18 protein-coding genes are annotated in these 18,764 nt (G+C 53.8%); 13 read left to right on the top strand and 5 right to left on the bottom strand.

Features of this window, described 5'->3' with window-relative positions; translation table 11 throughout:
• Window positions 1–47 precede the first annotated feature (47 nt).
• The 3 genes from pgsC (at window position 48) to AC5DDB_RS26450 (ending at window position 3,841) form a co-directional block, all read left to right on the top strand.
• On the top strand, window positions 48–602 hold the full coding sequence (gene pgsC, locus AC5DDB_RS26460) for a poly-gamma-glutamate biosynthesis protein PgsC (RefSeq protein ID WP_491742773.1): 555 nt from the start codon (window positions 48–50) through the stop codon (window positions 600–602).
• A 121-nt stretch (window positions 603–723) separates the two neighbouring features.
• Window positions 724–1,869, top strand: coding sequence for a poly-gamma-glutamate system protein (gene pgsW / locus AC5DDB_RS26455; RefSeq protein ID WP_491742772.1), 1,146 nt, complete (start codon window positions 724–726; stop codon window positions 1,867–1,869).
• A gap of 202 nt (window positions 1,870–2,071) precedes the next feature.
• Complete coding sequence (locus AC5DDB_RS26450) at window positions 2,072–3,841, top strand: protein kinase domain-containing protein (protein ID WP_491742771.1); 1,770 nt, start codon at window positions 2,072–2,074, stop codon at window positions 3,839–3,841.
• A 205-nt stretch (window positions 3,842–4,046) separates the two neighbouring features.
• Here AC5DDB_RS26450 and AC5DDB_RS26445 read toward each other — a convergent pair whose 3' ends face one another.
• The gene (locus AC5DDB_RS26445; RefSeq protein WP_491742770.1) at window positions 4,047–4,853 is read right to left on the bottom strand and encodes a CPBP family intramembrane glutamic endopeptidase; all 807 of its coding nucleotides are present in this window, start codon (window positions 4,851–4,853) and stop codon (window positions 4,047–4,049) included.
• 137 nt (window positions 4,854–4,990) lie between these two features.
• Here AC5DDB_RS26445 and trpC point away from each other — a divergent pair, with 137 nt between their 5' ends.
• From trpC to AC5DDB_RS26415, 6 genes are all read left to right on the top strand, one after another.
• Entirely contained in the window at window positions 4,991–5,770 is a 780-nt protein-coding gene (trpC, locus tag AC5DDB_RS26440; RefSeq protein ID WP_491742769.1) for an indole-3-glycerol phosphate synthase TrpC, read from the top strand.
• A gap of 309 nt (window positions 5,771–6,079) precedes the next feature.
• On the top strand, window positions 6,080–6,694 hold the full coding sequence (locus AC5DDB_RS26435) for a phosphoesterase (RefSeq protein ID WP_491742768.1): 615 nt from the start codon (window positions 6,080–6,082) through the stop codon (window positions 6,692–6,694).
• A gap of 84 nt (window positions 6,695–6,778) precedes the next feature.
• Window positions 6,779–7,408, top strand: a complete 630-nt coding sequence (locus tag AC5DDB_RS26430; protein WP_491742767.1) for a type III secretion system chaperone — start codon at window positions 6,779–6,781, stop codon at window positions 7,406–7,408.
• A gap of 196 nt (window positions 7,409–7,604) precedes the next feature.
• Complete coding sequence (locus tag AC5DDB_RS26425) at window positions 7,605–8,624, top strand: SIS domain-containing protein (RefSeq protein ID WP_491742766.1); 1,020 nt, start codon at window positions 7,605–7,607, stop codon at window positions 8,622–8,624.
• Between the two features lie 217 nt (window positions 8,625–8,841).
• On the top strand, window positions 8,842–9,801 hold the full coding sequence (locus AC5DDB_RS26420; RefSeq protein ID WP_491742765.1) for a DUF1559 family PulG-like putative transporter: 960 nt from the start codon (window positions 8,842–8,844) through the stop codon (window positions 9,799–9,801).
• A gap of 21 nt (window positions 9,802–9,822) precedes the next feature.
• Window positions 9,823–9,984 carry a hypothetical protein gene (locus tag AC5DDB_RS26415; RefSeq protein ID WP_491742764.1) on the top strand — a complete coding sequence of 54 codons (162 nt, stop codon included), beginning with the start codon at window positions 9,823–9,825 and terminating at the stop codon, window positions 9,982–9,984.
• Window positions 9,985–10,046: 62 nt separating this feature from the next.
• Here the strand turns inward: AC5DDB_RS26415 and AC5DDB_RS26410 are convergent, their stop codons facing one another.
• Window positions 10,047–10,721, bottom strand: coding sequence for an ABC transporter ATP-binding protein (locus AC5DDB_RS26410; protein ID WP_491742763.1), 675 nt, complete (start codon window positions 10,719–10,721; stop codon window positions 10,047–10,049).
• Window positions 10,722–10,802: 81 nt separating this feature from the next.
• Entirely contained in the window at window positions 10,803–12,134 is a 1,332-nt protein-coding gene (locus tag AC5DDB_RS26405) for a hypothetical protein (protein WP_491742762.1), read from the bottom strand.
• 244 nt (window positions 12,135–12,378) lie between these two features.
• On the opposite strand from AC5DDB_RS26405, the gene AC5DDB_RS26400 reads away from it, so the two are divergent.
• Window positions 12,379–13,422, top strand: coding sequence for a sugar phosphate isomerase/epimerase family protein (locus AC5DDB_RS26400; protein WP_491742761.1), 1,044 nt, complete (start codon window positions 12,379–12,381; stop codon window positions 13,420–13,422).
• A gap of 916 nt (window positions 13,423–14,338) precedes the next feature.
• Window positions 14,339–14,833: a GNAT family N-acetyltransferase gene (locus AC5DDB_RS26395; protein ID WP_491742760.1), complete on the top strand. Its 495-nt coding sequence runs from the start codon at window positions 14,339–14,341 to the stop codon at window positions 14,831–14,833.
• Window positions 14,834–15,073: 240 nt separating this feature from the next.
• Here AC5DDB_RS26395 and AC5DDB_RS26390 read toward each other — a convergent pair whose 3' ends face one another.
• Window positions 15,074–15,463 carry a DUF1761 domain-containing protein gene (locus AC5DDB_RS26390; RefSeq protein WP_491742759.1) on the bottom strand — a complete coding sequence of 130 codons (390 nt, stop codon included), beginning with the start codon at window positions 15,461–15,463 and terminating at the stop codon, window positions 15,074–15,076.
• Between the two features lie 71 nt (window positions 15,464–15,534).
• Window positions 15,535–16,143 (bottom strand): metallophosphoesterase family protein, encoded by a 609-nt coding sequence (locus AC5DDB_RS26385; RefSeq protein WP_491742758.1) that lies wholly within the window; start codon window positions 16,141–16,143, stop codon window positions 15,535–15,537.
• A 618-nt stretch (window positions 16,144–16,761) separates the two neighbouring features.
• Here AC5DDB_RS26385 and AC5DDB_RS26380 point away from each other — a divergent pair.
• Window positions 16,762–17,790, top strand: a complete 1,029-nt coding sequence (locus AC5DDB_RS26380) for a DUF1559 domain-containing protein (RefSeq protein WP_491742757.1) — start codon at window positions 16,762–16,764, stop codon at window positions 17,788–17,790.
• A gap of 120 nt (window positions 17,791–17,910) precedes the next feature.
• The gene (locus AC5DDB_RS26375) at window positions 17,911–18,093 is read left to right on the top strand and encodes a hypothetical protein (RefSeq protein WP_491742756.1); all 183 of its coding nucleotides are present in this window, start codon (window positions 17,911–17,913) and stop codon (window positions 18,091–18,093) included.
• Window positions 18,094–18,764 lie beyond the last annotated feature (671 nt).

The following is an 18,764-nucleotide window of genomic DNA, read 5'->3' as shown; positions in this document are numbered from 1 at the left end:
AACACATTAAACATTAAGACAGTCGTCAAGCCTGTTCAGGATCAGATATGTTAGATCTACTTAGTCTATCAATAGCCATTGGCTTAGTTGTCAGTTTGATATTTTCAGAAACACTCGGTCGCGGCGCCGGTGGGCTTGTCGTGCCGGGTTATGTCGCCTTTTATTTGACTCGGCCAACAGCAATCGCGGTCACAATACTCGCGGCTATTGTGACCTACGCTTTCGTGTATTGGCTTTCCCAAGTGTTAATCATTTACGGGCGTCGCCGCACAGTGCTGATGATTTTGACCGGCTTTGCATTAGGTATGATCTTGCGAACGAGTTTTCAGGCATTACTTGTGACGCCGGATCCTGCATTGACTGTGATTGGATATATCATTCCCGGCTTGCTAGCGATCTGGTTTGATCGACAAGGTATCTTCGACACACTCACAACAAGTCTAACAGCTGCGGCTATTGTTCGGCTAACACTTGTGCTAGTCGCGCCGACACAACTGATCGAAAACGAAGTTGCCATCGAAGAACGACGGGCGATGCTCGAACAAATTGCGACTGCCGAAGAATTGACGACTGATACCATGCCAGTGAAACGAAATCACTAGGCTCGTTGTAGCAGAAAAACAAGAGCCTTAGTGTGTTGGCAGTTTAAGTTCAGGTCTTGAATTCGCCTTGTCATAATCTTTCTAATAAAACTAGCGGACACGACCGCATAGGACGCCTCCGATGCAAAAGAGTTATTGGACCCATCCCAAATCCTCGAGAACTGTTGTGGTTCTGACGTTTCTATTAGCAACTGGCGGCGTTGCGGCAACGGAGTTAATCCGTGACGAGCCAACCGCCACACTGCAAACTCAAAAGGCGGCCGCTGCGAGTCTCGCCGCTGACATGATGCAAACAATCAAAGCCGAGCGTGAACGGTTAGGGGTTGAGATCGATCCTAAAGTCGACCCCGCCGAATCTGGTATCATTGGCTTGCCGTCTAGTATTGTGACAAGTAACAACGGTCACTTGCCCGCGAAGCAAACTTCGATCAATCCGAACTTTGCTGCTGTGCTGGTCGAAATGTTGACCGAAGCCGGAGTGAAAGAAGGTGATACGGTTGCCGTGGGATTGTCTGGGTCGTTTCCGGCCATGAATATCTGCACGTGTGCGGCTTTGGAAACGATGAAATGCAAACCGATCCTCATCGCCAGTGCTGCCGGTTCGCAGTGGGGAGCAAACTTGCCGGACCTGATGTGGGTCAATATGGAAAAGCTGTTACACGAGGAAGGTTTGATGTCATTCCGTTCCCAAGCCGTTTCGTTAGGTGGTCTCGATGACCAAGCGGCAGATATGACGGATGAAGGCGTGGCCGCCGTGCGGGAAGCCATCGATCGCAGCGGTGTGCCGTTTCTGGAAACAAATGGCTATGCCGACAGTTTGAAGAAGCGGTTGCGGCTATACAAGAAGTATGCGGGTGATGCTCCGATTGCAACTTATATCAACATTGGAGGAGGAACCGTCTCTGTAGGGACTTCGGCTTCCAAAAACCTCTTTCGACCAGGTTTGAACCGACGAGTCCCATCCGACATTCTACCGGTGGAATCGGTGATGAGTTTCTTTCTGAAGCAAGACACACCGGTGATTCATCTTTCGCATATCGAGACGTTGGCCACTCGCTATGGTCTTCCGTTGCAACCGCAAGTCACGCCCGATCCCACCGGAGAAGTGATCGAAGCCCCTCGAAGTTATAACGTTTGGATCGCAGCCGGGAGTCTTTTTATGATTGTATTCTCGATGTACGGTCCGGTTGTTGTGGCATGGAACCGAAACCGAATGACTGCGAAAACACCGACAACAAATCCGGAAACGGCCCGCCAAGCTGCCTGAACGTATGAGAGATAAAATAAGATGTTATCGAAAGTCCCTCTGGGAGTAACCCGGGGGGATTTTTTCGTTCGAACGGCGGAAATTCCAGCGACATCCAGGAATTTGCCGATGAAAGAGGGTTGTCCGTGCTGATAGCATGGATATGATGTCAGACTGCGATTCGCGCAGTTTTCATGGGAAATTCTTTGGAGTGTTCTACTCCATGACCGCAAATTTGGTCACGTCGACAGAACAATTTATCGAACTAGTTCGCACAAGCCGTCTTGTTGAAGCCGGCCGAATGGAGCGGTCTGAAGCGACGCTGCGCAAAGCGACCACCGCGAAAGAAGCAGCCATTGCGTTAGTCAACCACGGTTGGCTGACACGCTACCAGGCAGAACGACTGCTGTCGGGACGGGCTCGTGGATTTTTTATCGATAACTATGCCGTGCAGGATTTGCTCGGATTCGGTGGGATGGGGCGGATTTACATCGCCAAAGACACCGAGACCGGCGAAACTGTGGCCCTCAAGGTGTTGACGGAACGGCATGAAGTCGATTCCGGGATGCTCACGCGGTTGCAGATGGAAGCCGAAGCCGGGATGCGGCTCGATCATCCGAACGTGATTCGCACTTTGAAGACCGGCGATACCGGGGCCGTGTTCTATATGGTCATGGAATTCGTGCAGGGCATTAGTTTGTACGAAGTCCTCGCCACGGGTGGGCCATTGCCTTGGTCGCAGGCGAGTGACGTGATCGCTCAGGTTGCTCAGGGTTTGCACCATGCTCATCAGCATGCATTAGTACACCGCGATGTGAAACCGGCAAACATTCTGGTGACCGAAGACGGACGGGCGAAAATCCTCGACTTCGGTTTGGCCTTACTGACCGACGAGGAAGACGCCGAGTTCTCGCTGCAGATGATCTTTGGGCACGATTGCCTAGGGACCGCCGATTACATCGCTCCCGAACAGTCTCGGAACAGCAGCGTAGTCGATGCTCGTGCGGACGTGTATGGTTTGGGGTGCACGTTGTATTTTGCACTCTCCGGCAAACCCCCGTTTCCTGTCGAAGGTGTGCGAGCGAAACTCGAAGCTCAACGGAACGAAACACCGAAGTCGATCCGCGAACTTGTGCCCGATACCCCGCCCGCGCTCGCCGGGGTATTGGGCAAAATGATGGCCAAAGACCCGGCCGATCGCTTTCAAACCGCTGACGAAGCCGCCGTGGCATTGCAACGCTTCGCCAAACGGGAGCCGATCGCGATTCCCTTCCAGAAGGTGCTGGCCGCACGTTCGAAGGCCGTCCGACGAAAAGCGGCTGCTCACCGAGCACAGCAGGGCGGAAGTTCGACCGGAAGTTCGGTCACGGGCGGGCCAAGGTTCAGCGATTCCGTGATGGGAAGCTCGGTCATTAGTGCTCGGCAACCGGGGTCGACGAAACAGATGCACGAGGAGTTTGACACCTCCATCGAGCCGCGGCACCCGGCACCCCCGATCGACGAGTATGTCGAGGAAACAGCGACGAGTTCGCCAACCGTGGAGGAACCCGCGGACGGCCTCACCAAAACGATGCGAGCGGCCGGGCAGTCGTTGCCGATGTCGGTCGCGTTGTACCTTATTTCCGAAGGTGAGGAAGCTGGGATCGCCTTGGTGAATTCGCCGACGATTCTCGGACGCGATCGAAACTGTGATATCGTTTGGGATCACTCCGATATTTCGGGGAAGCACTGCGAATTCCGCTTCCAGAACGGTTTCTGGACCGTCACCGATCTCAAGAGCACCAATGGCATTGAAATCGATGGCGAGCAAGTTCACAGTCGCATGCTTCTCGCGGGAGAACGGTTGACGGTTGCCCAAATCTATCACTTTGATGTCAGCGATACCCCGTCCCGGGAACGCTCTCAGTCGTCTTGGGGGATGTGGTTGGGCATCGCAACAGCGGTTGCAACACTCGCCGGGGCCGTTTGGTGGTGGCTGAGTTCAGGCGGTTGATCGCTCCGGACATGTGGTATTTTCCACGCCTTTCGTATCACCTCTCCTTTTGGAAGAGGTCGATCCGTAGGATCGGGCGAAGGGAAAAACGGCCTCGAAGCGAGTCCGTGTCGAGCGTTGATCGGAAACCCTCTCCCGGCCACTTCGTGTCCGACCTCTCCCAGTGGGAGAGGTATTGAAGAGTCAATGCATCGGCATTCGGGTTTCAACTGGTTTTCATGACGGCCCAGAATAGGTTCCAGCCGTTGAACAGCGCGTGGAGAACAACGACGGCGAGGTAACTTCGTGTTTGCTGGAAGACCATGCCGAGAATCAGGGCCAATGGCAACAGCGGGATGGCATCCGGGAAGCCGTGCACCACGCTGAAAAGCACCGCGGTGGCAATCCAGGCTACTCGCGGACTCCACCAACGTTCGAGTGACGATTGCAAAATCACGCGGTACATGAGTTCTTCAACCATGGGAGCCGTCACCATGACCGCTAAGCCAATCCAGAGGATTGTCGTGCCATCGGCGTTGGTTTCGATCAGCCGCAATAATACGTGTTGATTCTCGGTGCTACGGAACGGAGCGGTGAGCATCAACGCAGCGTACACCGGCAGCAGGCTGGCAATCGCCCCCATGACACCTGTCAGAATTTGACGTCCCACGTTTTGTCGATGGATTCCCCAAGCCGCCCAACCATCAAAGTTGCCGGTGCAACGGAGCGTGACCAGCAACGCTACCCACTGAGTGAGCGAGAAATACACGAGCTGTTGCACACGATCGATGGTGACTTCCCCAGGACCCGACCGCTCGAAAATCGGCAACTGAGCCAACAACGATTGCCCCGCGAAGAACAGCACGATGGCCATTGCCCAACCGTTCGACGGTGAGGGAACATCGGGAACCGGTTGGTATTTCGGGCGTTGTCGATAAGAGACGATGAAGCCGAGACACATGCTCAAGCTCAACAACATCACCACGCCGATCCCGAATGCCAATGTCCAATGAATCGAATTCGGTTCAGGCATGAGGTTTTTTGCGTTTGCGGCGGATGAGGAATTGACTTGGTCTTCTTGTCTCCACGAGTGAGAACCCGCTACAGTGAGTCCCACCTCCGGGGTTGGCTGATGGTAAGAGACGGGGAACTGGCACGAAAGGGACCGGCATGAATGTGCTGGAAAAGATTGTTCAGCGGAAACGCGAAGAAATTGAAGCGGCTAAATCGAAACGTTCCCAGGCGGAGTTGCAAGCCGCCATTAAAGATGCGCCACCCGTGCGGGATTTCGTAGCCGCTCTTCGTCAACCGGGGCAAGTCTCGTTGATCGCAGAAGTCAAAAAAGCGTCGCCGTCCGCTGGGTTGATTCGGGCTGACTTCGACCCCGTTTCGATCGCCAAAATCTACGCCGATCACGGAGCCGCCTGTATCAGCGTGCTCACGGATGAATCGTTCTTCCAAGGGCATCTCGATTTTCTCCGTGATATTCGACGGGCTGTTTCCGTGCCGGTATTGCGGAAGGATTTTTTGCTCGATCCCTACCAAGTCGTGGAGGCCCGTGCCGCCGGTGCCGATGCGGTGTTGTTGATTGCGGAATGTCTGGACGATGCAACAATGGCTGAACTCTACGAAACCACCCGCGAGCTCGGGATGTCCGCATTGATCGAGTTGTACGAACCGGCGAACCTGGACCGCGTGTTGAAGTTGAACCCCGATTTGGTCGGCGTGAACAATCGGGACTTGAAGACTTTTGTGACGGATCTGAATCATTGTCTGAAGCTCCGCGAGCAAGTTCCGACGGAGACGGTCTTCGTCGGCGAAAGCGGCATTCGCACCCGGGACGATGTGGAGAGACTTCAAGAGGCGGGTGTCAACGCGATGCTCGTCGGCGAAACCTTGATGCGGCCAGACGATATTGGTGCGGAAGTCGATAAACTTTTGGGGCGTTAAGATTCTTGAAGCTCGTAGAGTGCGTTACGTACGATTTCGCATTGGTAGAGTGGAAAGTGTGGCATGTCCACGGCTTTGCGTGGACATGATTCGACATTTGAACCTTTCTGGCCCTTGCTCACCCCCAGCGGTGGGCATGCCACCCAACTTTTTTTCGACATCAATTGTTCAGTGAATTCGTCGACCACAGATGCGAAATCTGCATACGCTTCGCTGCACGCACCCTACAAAATCACTCGACACGGCTCGCAGAGCCGTGGCACCCTGACTGTGTACGATTTTTAGACCTCGCAGACCGGAACCGAAAAAATGTCCGTTGAACAGATTCTTGTGGTGCCGACGATGTTGTTTCACGAGATCGGTCACTTCCAAGGGTTCTTGCCGGCGACGTCTCCAGTGGCGGAGAAGTTGCGAACGACGTTGTTCGATCCCGCTCACACAAGTTTCCGGCCCCGACCGGAGATGGAACAGGACCCGAGTTTCAAGCAGCTCATTCCCTATTGCATCTTTCGACATGACGGGCGGATTTTCTCGTACACTCGTGGTTCCGCTCAGGGGGAATCGCGGTTGCATGCGAAGCGGTCGGTCGGGATCGGTGGGCACATTTCCAGTGATGATGACACCACTGACGACACACCCTACGAAGTCGGCATGCAACGCGAGATCGACGAAGAGGTTTATCTAGAAACAAGTTACCGACGTGAGTTCCTGGGCCTCATCAATGACGACGATAACGACGTCGGGCGGGTGCATTTGGGCGTTGTTCACGTGTTTGATCTGGATGAACCGCAAGTTCGACCCCGTGAAGAGTCGATACAAGAGACAGGTTTTGCCGATCTTAACGACCTGATTACCCATCGGGCCGCATTTGAAACGTGGTCACAATTTTGTCTGGATTACCTAGTCTCTCTGAATGGAATTTGAGAGCGACGCCAGGCGGGGGGTTCCAAATGACGCGTCGGGTCGAGACGTTGTTTGGGCATCGTATAGACAAAGGAGTGTCGACCTATGCAAGTTTCCTCTCGTGGGTGGTTGCTCGTCGGAGTGTTCGGCGTGTTCGCCTTCGCGGTGATCATTTTTAGTGAGCCGAACGTAACCGCTCAAACGGCCGCTAATACCGAATCAGCACGTCAGTGGACACACGACTCGCTCGGAAAAGCCCTGTCGGATTTAGGGCTGCGACCGACCGTGGATCGTCAACGATACGATTTTTCGTTCAAAGCGACATACCAAGACCAGGAATGGGAATTGACGATGTCCGCCGTTCTTAGCCAGAACGGCAAATCGTTGTGGCTCATTTCTTGGTTGGATGAACTGCCCAAGAATTCCGCCGACGTTCCCAAAACCGCGTTGCTGCGGTTGCTGGCGAACAACGATCGGCTTGGGAAGGGCAAATTCTTCGCCTACATCCCTGGCAACCGGCGTTTCGTGTTGCAACGGGTGATCGACAACCAAAACATGACGACGGCGACCCTTCGCGACGCGCTCAGCGATTTGGGCGGCAGTGTGGTCGAGACGTATCCCTACTGGGCCGTCACGAACTGGACGAAGGCTCAAGAAACCGCTGCCGATCAACCGCCACGTGAACTCCGTGACGCCTCCCGCGATACGCAATTCTCGCCGATCAGCCGGAACTAGAGGTCCGCGAAGAGCGATAGTCCGGGCAATCCGTTGACTCAACAACTACAAACCGTCGACCGCATTGGTCGGCGGTTTTTTATTGGTTGGTGACGAGTTGCGAGTGCGGGACTATCGAGTTGTCTCAACGACCCTGCTAAAATCGCCCGCGATGGCCCCCAGGAAAAGTTGATTCTCGAAACCGAAGACCACTCTCATGAATCCGCAGGATGACGCCCAAACGAAATTCGGCTTGGTGCAAGATATGTTGGCTGTGCCGGAGATTATCCGGAATTTTGACCTCACCGCGATGCGGGAAACGAGTGAACAAATCGCGAGTGTCGGCAAACTCTGGCTAACAGGTGAAGGTTCGAGCCGTCTGTTCCCGGGGAAAGGGGCGATCACGTCGGCTCTGAAACGTGGCACGAAATTGCAGTTGCAAACCGAAGCGGGACTGCAGTCACAAGAGTACCCGCTCGATGACTGGGCAGTGTTCGCGTTGTCGAACTCGGGGCGGACTGCGGAAGTGATCGGGTTGTTCGATCAACTGACGAAGAATGGCCATCAGCACCTTTACAGTTTGACGGCACTTGCGGATTCGAAGTTGGAATCGCTGGCCCGCACGGGATACGTCCTGAGTTGTGGCGAAGAACACGCCGTCGCTGCCACCAAAAGTGTGCTCGAACAGGCGTTATTCTTGAACGCATTGCTGGAACACATCGACGGGGTCGACACACTGGCGTCCAACTTGAACTCAATTGCGGATGCCGTTCAAACAGCCCTGACGACCTCGCTCGATGCATCGCTCGTCGAACGCATTGCGAACGCGCGGACGATTTACTGGGCCGGTCGCAGTGACGGCGTGACCGAAGAACTCACGCTGAAGACCAATGAAATCACCCGCAAGTCGGCCGACTTCCTCGAAGGCACTTATGCGGTGCATGGCATTGAAGAAGTGATGGATGCCGAGGACGTGGTGATCTGGGTTGATCCGCCGGAAATCGCCGAGGAGAAATTCGAAAAGGTTCTCGTCGAGGGAGTCGGTTTGACCGTGATCGCCATTGCGGACCGAGCGACCCGTTTCCCGACCATCACGATTCCCAAAGCCCCGGCGTACGCCGAGTTCGTGCAAATGGCCGCCGGTTGGAATGTGCTTGTCGAAGTCGGTTTGAAACTCGGCGTCGACATCGACAAACCGACTCGCGCCCGCAAAGTCGGCAACGAATTCAGCGGGTGATCCCAGCACGAACAATCTGAACACCGACGATCATCCCGTCAATCGGTTAGCGACTTGGCGGGATGAACCAGTGTCGCAATAGCATCGGGACCGGTGCGTCTGTTGCTTATTCAAGTGTTCATGGCATAATGAGAGCTTCAGTCAGTTGACTTTAAGTCATAGTCTGCATGTTCGTGTGGCTTGAGTAGGGTCTCGTGCGTAGAAAAGGAAGGCATTCATGGGTTGCGAGGTCGAGAACGTACGGAAACCCGAATCGGCTTCCAACTGTCGCGGTTTTACGATCGTCGAGCTGTTAGTTGTGATGGCCGTCATTTCGATTTTGCTGGCCTTATTGCTGCCGGCAGTTCAGCGGGCCCGTGAGAATGCCCGGGTCACTCAGTGTCGCAATAACCTCAAACAGATTGCGTTGGCAGCTCATAGTTTTCACAACGAATTTAATCGGTTGCCGCCGGGTTATCTGGGCCATCCTGATTTGCAGGAGCCCATCGGTTACGACCCCAACCATCCATTTATCTGCGTCCTTGCACACTTGCTCCCGCATCTCGAGCAAAGACCGGTCTACGCGTTGATCGATTCCAATCAGTTGAAGATCGGTGTTTATGGTGAACCGACCTGGTTTCGCGTCTCGGGAACCTGGACGGCTGCGCAAACGAGAATTCCTGTGTTCGAGTGTCCTTCAATCGATCTTTATGGCACGGAATTCGTCGCGTCCCGGAAGCATTGCTATCCGGGCACGGTGGAAGCTTACGTGTTTGAGCAGTCGCGTTTGGGGGCGATTGAACTGGGGCGAACTTCGTACGCCGGTAGCATGGGGTATCTTGGCGATGTGGCCGATCATGCTCGATACAAAGGTCCGTTTACGAATCGGTCGCAAACACAGTTTCAAGACTTTCGAGACGGTACCAGCAATACGATTCTTTTTGGTGAAGTCAATGGGCACATCGATCCGGCTACCAAGCAACGATGGATTACCGACGGCTGGATGGGAGCCGGCGTGATGCCGACCGGTTGGGGACTAGGCGGGCCTCCCGCTTGGTATCGTTTCGGCAGTATGCACTCCGGGATTGTGCAGTTTGCGATGGCCGACGGAAGCGTGACTTCGCTCTCGGAAAGCATCGACTTCAACACCTACACCTACCTCGCCGGCATGGTCGACGGCCAACGGATTTCCCAGTAAGTCAAGAGGGGCAACGACACGATGCGTTCTATTCTTGCGGGCATTTTGCTGTTGATCATGCTCGGTGGATGCAGTGATTCCCCAGCGAACCCCACGCCGCCGCCCAATCCCAGCGATACGACCGATGTCCAAGAACGAGACGGTGTGCAAACGGCACCAGCCCCACTACCACCACCTCCATAATTCTGAAAGTCATTGAGAACGTTGGTCTCGCTTGAGCATCACAGTGGCAGCGATATCTTGAATCAGACGTTCTTGCTCGACATTCCGCCGTCACGACGAACTTGACGCGAAATTACACCGTCTTTCAGTTCCATCACGACATCCCCTAAACGCTCCGCTTCGGTGGGGCTGTGAGTGATGTGCAGGGTGGTCACGCCGGTTGCGCGGGTGATGGATTGCAGCAGGTCACACAGGGTTTCGCGGGTGGTTTCATCGACCGCGCTGAGTGGTTCGTCGAGACAAATCACATCCGGGCGAAAGGCCAGTGCCCGTCCCAATGCGACACGCTGACGTTCGCCCCCACTGAGCCCATGCGGTGTGCGATCCAAGAGATACGTGATTCCCAGATGCTTCGCGAGTTCGTCGACGCGAGCTCGAATTGCCGACCGCGACCACTTGCGAATCGACAACGAAAACGCCAAGTGCTGAGCAACGGTAAGAGTCGCAAATAACGCCGCCTCCTGCGGGACAAAACCAATCCCACGCTGAGCCGGTGGAAGATAAGTCACGTCCCGATCGCCAAGCAAGATCCGCCCATCGTGAACCGATTTCAGTCCACAAATGGCTTCCAACAATGTCGTTTTTCCGCAGCCGGTTCCCCCCATCAGAATACCGTAATTGCCACGAGGGACTTCAAAGGAAATGTTCTCCAATAGAAAGTCACCCGCTTGAACTGTCAGGTTTTCGAGGCGAATCACAGCAACACTCATTCGAAGAAAAACGGCCATTCGTACGCATACGGCACGACTAGGCTATGGTAATCCTTCGTGGAGTGTCAATTAGTTTGCAGTCGCTTGATAGGGAACCCGTGGCGGAAAGAGTTCCTCATCGCCGTCAAAAAACTGTAAACCACGCAAGACCACTTGCCGACTCGGACCGGTTTGGAAGTACAACTGCCATTCGTCCGCTGTTGTCGGTTCAAAGGAGATTGTCTCGTCCACTGATTTCAGTTGAGTTTTGCTGACGTTCTTCACGCCGGATTTCGTTTTGGCATCAATGCGAACAGCCTGAGCAGCATGGCTTTTCCCACTATGTTGCGAATGGATGCCGACGCCGGTGAGTTGAATCGGCTTGGGAAACTTGACCGTCACTTCGACCATGCCAGTTGTAGCCGGTGTGGAATGCCACATCGTTTGCGGATTATAGGAGATGCCTGGTCCTTGACTGGCGTCGATCTGTCGACCGGCAACAATGTTCGCGACATGACTTCCGAAGGCTTCACCGGAAGTGGTCGTCACCTCGGGAGCATAATCCGGGTGACCAGGCAGTGTCATCGGGCCGAGTGTCACGATCTTGTCCGCCAGCGGAGAACCGGCCGGCCGATGTTTGTCGGGGTCGAATTCGAACCGCGGAAAGGCTCGGTCATTCAAAGCCAAGCCGCGATAGTCTTCGGCAATCAGGATGCCAGGGTCTCGACTGGGTTGGAAACCATTCGTGCGATGGGTGTTGTTATAGGACATCACCGAATGATTGGTTTTCATGTCGTAGCCATAGACGTCAACGTGCGGCAACCCGAACGAGTGGCCGATCTCGTGTTGTAACGTGGATTGGAAGTTCGGCATTCGCGTGAACGCAAACGTCGAAGCCACGATGATTCCACCGCCGGTGTTCAACCCGCCGTTCAACGGTCTGGCCCCGGCAACCGGCCAACGGTCATTCGAGTTCACGATCACCGCGAAGAAAATGTAGGGGCAGTTGAACCGGTTGACGTTGTAATGTTCTAGCAGTTCCGCAGCCCAATGACCGGCCGGTTCCCCTTTCTTCAATTGGCGATAGTGGGCGAGCGGGAACTTGGCTGCGACAATATCGGGTTGTGACTTCGCGATCTCGAAAGTTACTCCGCCGAGAAGCTCTTTGTACCGCTTTTGAGTCCATTCGAGATGCCGCATCAGCACGACGGCTTCGTCCCGTGTCGGTTGTCGTGTCCCACGCGGGACCAGAAACAACGGCAGCACGGCAACTCTCTCGGGCAACGAGAATTCTCCGGCCGCGGCGAAATTGACCGTGGGTCCCGCCGATCCCAAGAAAATGCCCGCTAGCAAAACAGCGAAAACACTCTTGCGGTAGAGAACACATCGCGGACGAAAACGGTCACTCGGAATGAAATGCATCGGACTGAGCCTCCCGATTCTGATGGGCTGAAGATCGTTTGATGTGAACAAAACGTACGTGTGATCGCAAGGCCAAGAGTTGAGAAACTTGTAAGCAACGCACGAGGACGAATCGTTAACGCAGTTCAATTCCAGCCGACGAGTAGGAGAAGACTCTGATAAGTCGTAGACTGAACTAGTGACCGTCCCCACATTCCAAGGGGATGTTGAACGATTCGTTGTCGAATTCGCGAAAGGTTGTCTGATGTTTCACCGTCCTGAAGAATTTCGTTCGCCGGGTGTGACTCGACGAGGCGTCATCAGTTCCGCCTTGGCAGCCGCTGGCGGCGCATGGGCGTTTTCCCAGAGTGCCACCGCCCAAGATGACGCGTCCGCCGGACCTGTCTCGAAGGAGAACGTCGGCAAGAAATACGCGATGAAGAAATCCATCAACCAGTGGGCGTTTCCTTATCCCGAGCGAATGAATCTGCGGGAATGTTTGCAACTAGCCAAGGATGCAGGCTTCGACGGCATCGAACTCAACTACGATCTCGAGAATGACCTATCGCCGAAATCCGGCACGAAGGATTACCATGCGATTCGGCGGATGGCGGAAGACATCGGTATTGCGATTAGCGGTGTGTGTTCGTTTCTGTTTTGGCCGTATCCCCTAACAAGCAACGATCCTACCGAACGCGCACGCGGCCGAGAACTTGCCGGTCTAATGACGCAAGCCGCTCACGATCTCGGCACCGATAATCTCCTCGTCGTCCCCGGTGCGGTCCACATGCCTTGGCGAAAAGATCACGACCCGACCCCCAACGACGTCTGCGACAAGCGCGCTCGTGAAGCGATCGGGCAACTCGTGAAACCGGCGGAGAAACTCGGGGTGCATCTCAACATCGAGAACATCTTCTTCAACGGCTATTTGATGACGCCGGGCGAGATGATCGATTTCGTGGATAGTTTCGACAGCGAGTTTGTCCGCGTGCACTTCGATACCGGCAACATCATGATGTTCCAGTTCCCCGAACATTGGATCGACATGCTCGGCGACCGCATTCAGAACGTGCATCTCAAAGAGTTCACAAAGAAGGGCACCGATTACTCCCTCGAATCCTTCCGCACCCTCCTCGACGGCACCACCAACTGGCCCGCCGTGCTAGACGCCTTCGACCGCACCGACTACGACGGCTATCTCACCTTCGAATACTTCCACCCCTTCATGCACTTCCCGGAGGTGCTAATCCACTCAACCTCCGCCGCGATGGATGTGATGCTCGGACGGAAAAGCGTGTATCAAACGTAGGTCAGGCTGTGCCTGACATCGGCATGTTGTAATGTTTGGTCAAGAGAAAACGATCTCGCCAAGAGTCGTCAGGCACAGCCTGACCTACTTTACTAGTCTCAGCTTTCATTGGAACTGAGCAGAGAAAGCTGGGTCATGACCCAGCCTACGTGACTGACCCCTTAAGGCAAACAAATGGGACACTGGTACAAATCATGCCAGCGATGTAACCAAGGTCGGCTTCTTATCATGCGGCGAGACGATGACGGCTCATTATATCTCCATTGCGAAGAGTGCGAATGGGCATGGCAACAGCCAAGTCAAATCAAAGAAATAGATGCTGGTACACTTGGGGTTGATTACGAAAGCCAACCGGCAAGCCTTGCCGATATAGAGACGGCAGGCTGGTCTGCTTACGCATTACACTATGACGAGTAGCGTTAAACTTTTGACTACTGCATCCCAAAACTGTAGGCTCTTTAGGAACCTCGCTCAGTATCACTCATCAGTCATGCAACCTTCACTGGCGTTTTTGATGTACTTGTAGCGTGTGCCGCGGGGTCGGGTGGCACGCCCAGAGTGTAGCGAAGCGGAGGGATGGGCGTGGCGATGTGTCGGGAGCGAAACGGGTTGTGTCAGGCACATCCTGACCTACTTTACTAGCGTTCGCTAGACCACTTCCGATCAACAGCTTTGCCTGCAAGACCTCGATGGACAGGAGTTGCAAAGATGTCGTGAATCACGAGGCCACACCACGCCCATCCCGTTGGTCTGAGCGTGCCACCCGACCCGGTGTGGATGTGATGCTCGGGCGGAAAAGCGTGTACCAATCGTAGGTCAGGCTGTGCCTAATGATATCCAATGATGCGTTTCTCGATAGAGGCTTTGCTCGATGATCTACAGTCTCCGTGAAATGTCTTTGCATGAAACGAAACGAATGATTCGATACTTTCTATCAGGAGCCCCGGAGTTTCTCGAAGGAATGGGTGTCGATCGCGAGAAGCTGCCATCTGAGCCGGATTGGTTTCAGAGCCTTGAAGCAGACGATTCCAAACCACTTTCGGATCGGGAGTTTTTCTACTTGGTTTGGCTTGCGAACGATGAACCAATTGGTCATTGCAATGTGAACAAAATTGACTTCGGCAATGAGGCATTCATGCACCTTCATATTTGGTCTGCGGAACACCGACAATGTGGTTGTGCCACCAAGCTCCTGCCAATTTCGATCATGACGTTCTTTGAGCGACTCGAACTTCAACGACTCTATTGCGAGCCATTTGCAATGAATCCAGGTCCGAATGAGATTCTACCCAAACTAGGGTTTCAGTTCGACAGATCCTACGAAACGACTCCAAGTGCAATCACCTTCCCCCAATTGGTCAATCGATGGCGGATCAATCGAAATGACGCCGAGCAAACATTTGTGTCATGACAGAGAGTGTTTCTGTGGGAGAGTAAAGTGAGTATCGTAGGCTAGGACAAGTCTCAGCGTTCACTTGATTTGAGCAGACCAAGCTGGGGCACGACCCAGCCTACTTGTAGGGGTCGGGTGGCACGCCTAGAGTGTCGCGAAGCGGAGGGATGGGCGTGGCGATGTGTCGGGAGCGAAACGGGTTGTGTCAGCACTCAACTGATTGCTTCGGTATCAGAACGGCTAATACGTCTTGTAGGTTCAGTGCCATAGGCCGAGCACTATGCCGAAAATGACGAACTGACTGATGTGATACCCACCATCGATAGCAAGAAGAACGAAACTTCTCTGAGCAAATTGATAGTTGATCCCGAAGCTTGTAGCCACAAAGCATAAGCCGACCAAAAAGCCGGACCTTACTGCTTCGGCCAAGTCAGGCGATGGGCCGAGGTAGACCGCGAAGCCTATGGCAGCGATCAGACTGAAGATGAAGCTCAGGCCAAAGACCTTAACAGGATGGCCAGGCTGCTTTGGGACGCCACTTTCACGAATCCAAGTCTTCTCGAACAACAGTTTCGAGTACCAAATGCCTCCAAGTAGGAAGCTTGAAGCTGCCGCCACGATTGCTGCAAAAAAGTTGATCTCTGGCACTGAGTTCTCCCGTGACGCCGGGTGCCCCCGTTTTGTTTGTCAGGCACAGCCTGACCGACTCTGTGAGTTATTTAGATTGGCAGATTGAACGGGGTTAGCTCGGCGGATTCGGTGTTGAAGATGGCAAACCGTCCTTCGCACAAAGCGCCGATGACGACGAAGTATCGCTCGCCATGCAGGGTGATTGGGGTCTCGCCGTTCCAATCCGTGATCTGATTCGGTGTTGCCAACAGCCATCGATGAAAATGACCGGCGAACATCACGTCGTTCGGCACCGCATTGAAGATTCGATCACGCTTGTCCTGTCGGTCCGGCACACCATCGAAGTACCAAAGATCCGACAGCTCTTCGGGGTTCAGCCAAGGCTCGATATGAGCGAAGTAACAACCCTCGTACTCTAACCGCGGTCGCAGCGATGTCATAAACTCCATCACATCGTCGCCGTACTTATCCCATCGATCATCCGACGGTTCAAAACATAAGCCGAAATCGTGGTTGCCCCAAACACCGATCACCCCGGCATCGGCCAGCAACCGGCAGGATTCTCGGATCTGTGTTCCTGTTTCGAAGATGTCACCGATGAAAATAATTTGATCGACCTGTTCAGCACGAAGACGATCAAGCGCTGTTTGCAACAGCTCGACCTCTTCGTGAATGTCGGTCAGCAACCCAAGTTTCACGATTGGCCCCCTCTGCGAAATAGCGTCATGACTCGCTTGCTAACATACCGTTATGGCTCCGCACTGTACATGACGACAGAAAGTCGTCGAAGAACGGTCGTGTCTGACTGATGCAGGGGCCAAGGTCAAATCAACTGGGGCAGGTACGTCTCGTCAATCTGTCTCAGTCTGACCGACTGCACTTGCCTTAGGTCTTGATTCGTGCCTTTTTGGCATGTCGGACGTCGTGCTCAGGCGAGAGCACGCAGACTGGCTTCCAAAGACGTCCTTTGACGCCGTTTGTTGGCCTTCACTGCCCAAAAAAGAGTAGGTCGTGCGGTGTAAATACGCATGTCGTGTTCGACGGTTATCAAAATTGGTAGACGATCAGAATTCTTTTGATCCGCAAATTGCCTGGGGAATAGAGTACTTCTATGTATGTTTTGTCCGAAAAATTCACGAAAAACTTTTAAAATGTTTGAAAAACAAATTGACTTCTGCCTATGATGCCCCGGACGGCACGCGGGTTGCTCTTTGGAGTGTCCAGTTTCTTCGAATCATTGTGACGTCATAAATCATTCAAAATCCATGGATTGATGAGGTCGTTTATTCTTTTATAACCCTGAAGGGGCGAAGTTGATGGCACACTTCTCGTTCGATGGCCAAGTTCTTGGCGATGTATTCACAAACACTCCAGCCCGTCGACAAAAATTAGTAGTTGTACTCAGGAGACATGGGTTCACCCTGATTGAACTGCTCGTCGTCATTGCGATTATCGCGATTCTTATCGCACTCTTGTTGCCAGCCGTGCAACAGGCTCGGGAAGCCGCCCGCCGGACGCAATGCCGGAACAACATGAAGCAAATTGCTCTTGCGGCTCACAACTTTCACGATGATTACAACCGATTTCCGCCGGGGTTCTTAGGGCCCCAGAATCCGACCGATACCATCGACAGTGGTGGAGCTCAACCTTACATCGCGACCTTGGCGTTTCTGCTCCCGCAGATGGAGCAAAACAATGCCTACGAACTCTTCGTCAAAGATCAGTTGAAGGTCGATGTGTACGGAGAACCCACTTGGTTTTCCTACGCGACCACCATTGATGCAGCCGGAACGCAGGTTCCCGGGTTTAAATGCCCCTCGGCTAACCCTGATGGACCTCAGACGTTTGCATCGCGAAAGCTGTATTACAGCACCGGGTCGAACTCAGCAACGATTTCACTACGGACATTCAGCCAATCGACGTTTACCGGTGCCGGTTTCGATGTTCCCGGCATGACGAACTACGCCAGCGTCGCCGGTTATATGGGCAATCTGCCGGGTTCCACGTATGAACGGTACAAAGGGATTTTCTTCAATCGATCCAAGACCCGCTTCCGGGACATCACGGACGGCACGAGCAGCACGTTTGCCTTCGGGGAAATCGCTGGACACTTTTCGGGCACTCAGCACCAATATTCCGATAGTTGGATTGGTGGCTCGAACATGGTGACTGCATGGGGACTCGATGGCGGTCCACGATGGCACTCATTCGGTAGTATGCACCCGGGCATTGTCCATTTCGCGATGGCTGACGGTTCGGTGAAGGGCATCAGCGAAAACATTGACTTCAGTACGTTCGTCTATCTCAGTGGTATGAGTGATGGTCGCGTTGTTAGCGATTACTAAAGCAAGCGACTTTGAATTGTCGGGGTGTCTGTCTCGTAGAGTTCGGAATTCGTAGGCTTCGTTCTGTCCTGAATGGACATCGAAGACTGTCAAACGGTCTAGTCAGCGGGAGACCTTGAGATGCGAAGATTGTTGCTGGGATTCGTAGTGGCTTTGCCGCTGCTCGGATCGTTGGGCTGCGGCGGTGGGGACGATGACAAAGAGTCCACCACGACACCACCCGCGACCAACGCCGATGGCGGAATGAGTACCGACGGCGGCAGTTCCGAGACGGCACCCCCACCACCTCCACCACCTCCATAGACAGCATGATCAAAAGAAAGGCCCACCGGTTCCAACCGATGGGCCTTTTACTTTTCTTTCGGGCCGTTTTTCTTACGGGCTGATTGCCACGCCGATTCAAAAATGACTCACCGGTCACGCAGCCTTCGCTAGCGTTTTCGATGGACTTGTCGAGTCTCGTTCATCAGGCATAGACTATCTACTTCACTAGACCGTATTACGGTCTTCTGTGTCCGTGAAAGACGCTGAAAAGCCTTTGTATTTCGGTCTCCACGAGACAGAAACCGTCACGATCAAAAGTAGACTGCTCTAGGGCAAGTCCTAGCGTTCACTGAATTGAGCAAAGAAATCTGGGTCATGGCCCAGCCTACGTGACTTTGCGCTCGCAAACGGAATTTGGCCAAGTTCGCGAGCGTGTTCGGGAGTTGGTGTTGCAAATGCTGGACACTTACCTGATTTCTAATCCCACTACGAGGAGTCTGTTGCGTGACTCGATTCGCAAATTTCCACTAGTCCACGCAAGCCTCTTTGAATTCGGGGAGGAATTCTATTGGCTTGCTCGTCGCAATGGGGATCGTGTGTTGTTAACGAAGTTGGTGGGATTGATCTCACTGGACGATTCCGGCTCCGGAAGTGGCGGTTGTTGGAATTTCTTGCTCTCAGACTTGTATGTTTCGGCTGAACAATTTGGT

It is taken from the genome of Thalassoroseus sp., assembly GCF_984380535.1.
This window is presented reverse-complemented; position numbering and strand designations above follow the sequence as displayed.

Coding starts and splice junctions, on each gene's coding strand:
- AC5DDB_RS26425 (WP_491742766.1), top strand. CDS start 7,605: ATGAATCCGCAGGATGACGCCCAAACGAAATTCGGCTTGGTGCAAGAT.
- AC5DDB_RS26405 (WP_491742762.1), bottom strand. CDS start 12,134: ATGCATTTCATTCCGAGTGACCGTTTTCGTCCGCGATGTGTTCTCTAC.
- AC5DDB_RS26430 (WP_491742767.1), top strand. CDS start 6,779: ATGCAAGTTTCCTCTCGTGGGTGGTTGCTCGTCGGAGTGTTCGGCGTG.
- AC5DDB_RS26395 (WP_491742760.1), top strand. CDS start 14,339: ATGATTCGATACTTTCTATCAGGAGCCCCGGAGTTTCTCGAAGGAATG.
- AC5DDB_RS26380 (WP_491742757.1), top strand. CDS start 16,762: ATGGCACACTTCTCGTTCGATGGCCAAGTTCTTGGCGATGTATTCACA.
- AC5DDB_RS26400 (WP_491742761.1), top strand. CDS start 12,379: ATGTTTCACCGTCCTGAAGAATTTCGTTCGCCGGGTGTGACTCGACGA.
- trpC (WP_491742769.1), top strand. CDS start 4,991: ATGAATGTGCTGGAAAAGATTGTTCAGCGGAAACGCGAAGAAATTGAA.
- AC5DDB_RS26435 (WP_491742768.1), top strand. CDS start 6,080: ATGTCCGTTGAACAGATTCTTGTGGTGCCGACGATGTTGTTTCACGAG.
- AC5DDB_RS26420 (WP_491742765.1), top strand. CDS start 8,842: ATGGGTTGCGAGGTCGAGAACGTACGGAAACCCGAATCGGCTTCCAAC.
- AC5DDB_RS26415 (WP_491742764.1), top strand. CDS start 9,823: ATGCGTTCTATTCTTGCGGGCATTTTGCTGTTGATCATGCTCGGTGGA.
- AC5DDB_RS26375 (WP_491742756.1), top strand. CDS start 17,911: ATGCGAAGATTGTTGCTGGGATTCGTAGTGGCTTTGCCGCTGCTCGGA.
- pgsW (WP_491742772.1), top strand. CDS start 724: ATGCAAAAGAGTTATTGGACCCATCCCAAATCCTCGAGAACTGTTGTG.
- AC5DDB_RS26450 (WP_491742771.1), top strand. CDS start 2,072: ATGACCGCAAATTTGGTCACGTCGACAGAACAATTTATCGAACTAGTT.
- AC5DDB_RS26445 (WP_491742770.1), bottom strand. CDS start 4,853: ATGCCTGAACCGAATTCGATTCATTGGACATTGGCATTCGGGATCGGC.
- pgsC (WP_491742773.1), top strand. CDS start 48: ATGTTAGATCTACTTAGTCTATCAATAGCCATTGGCTTAGTTGTCAGT.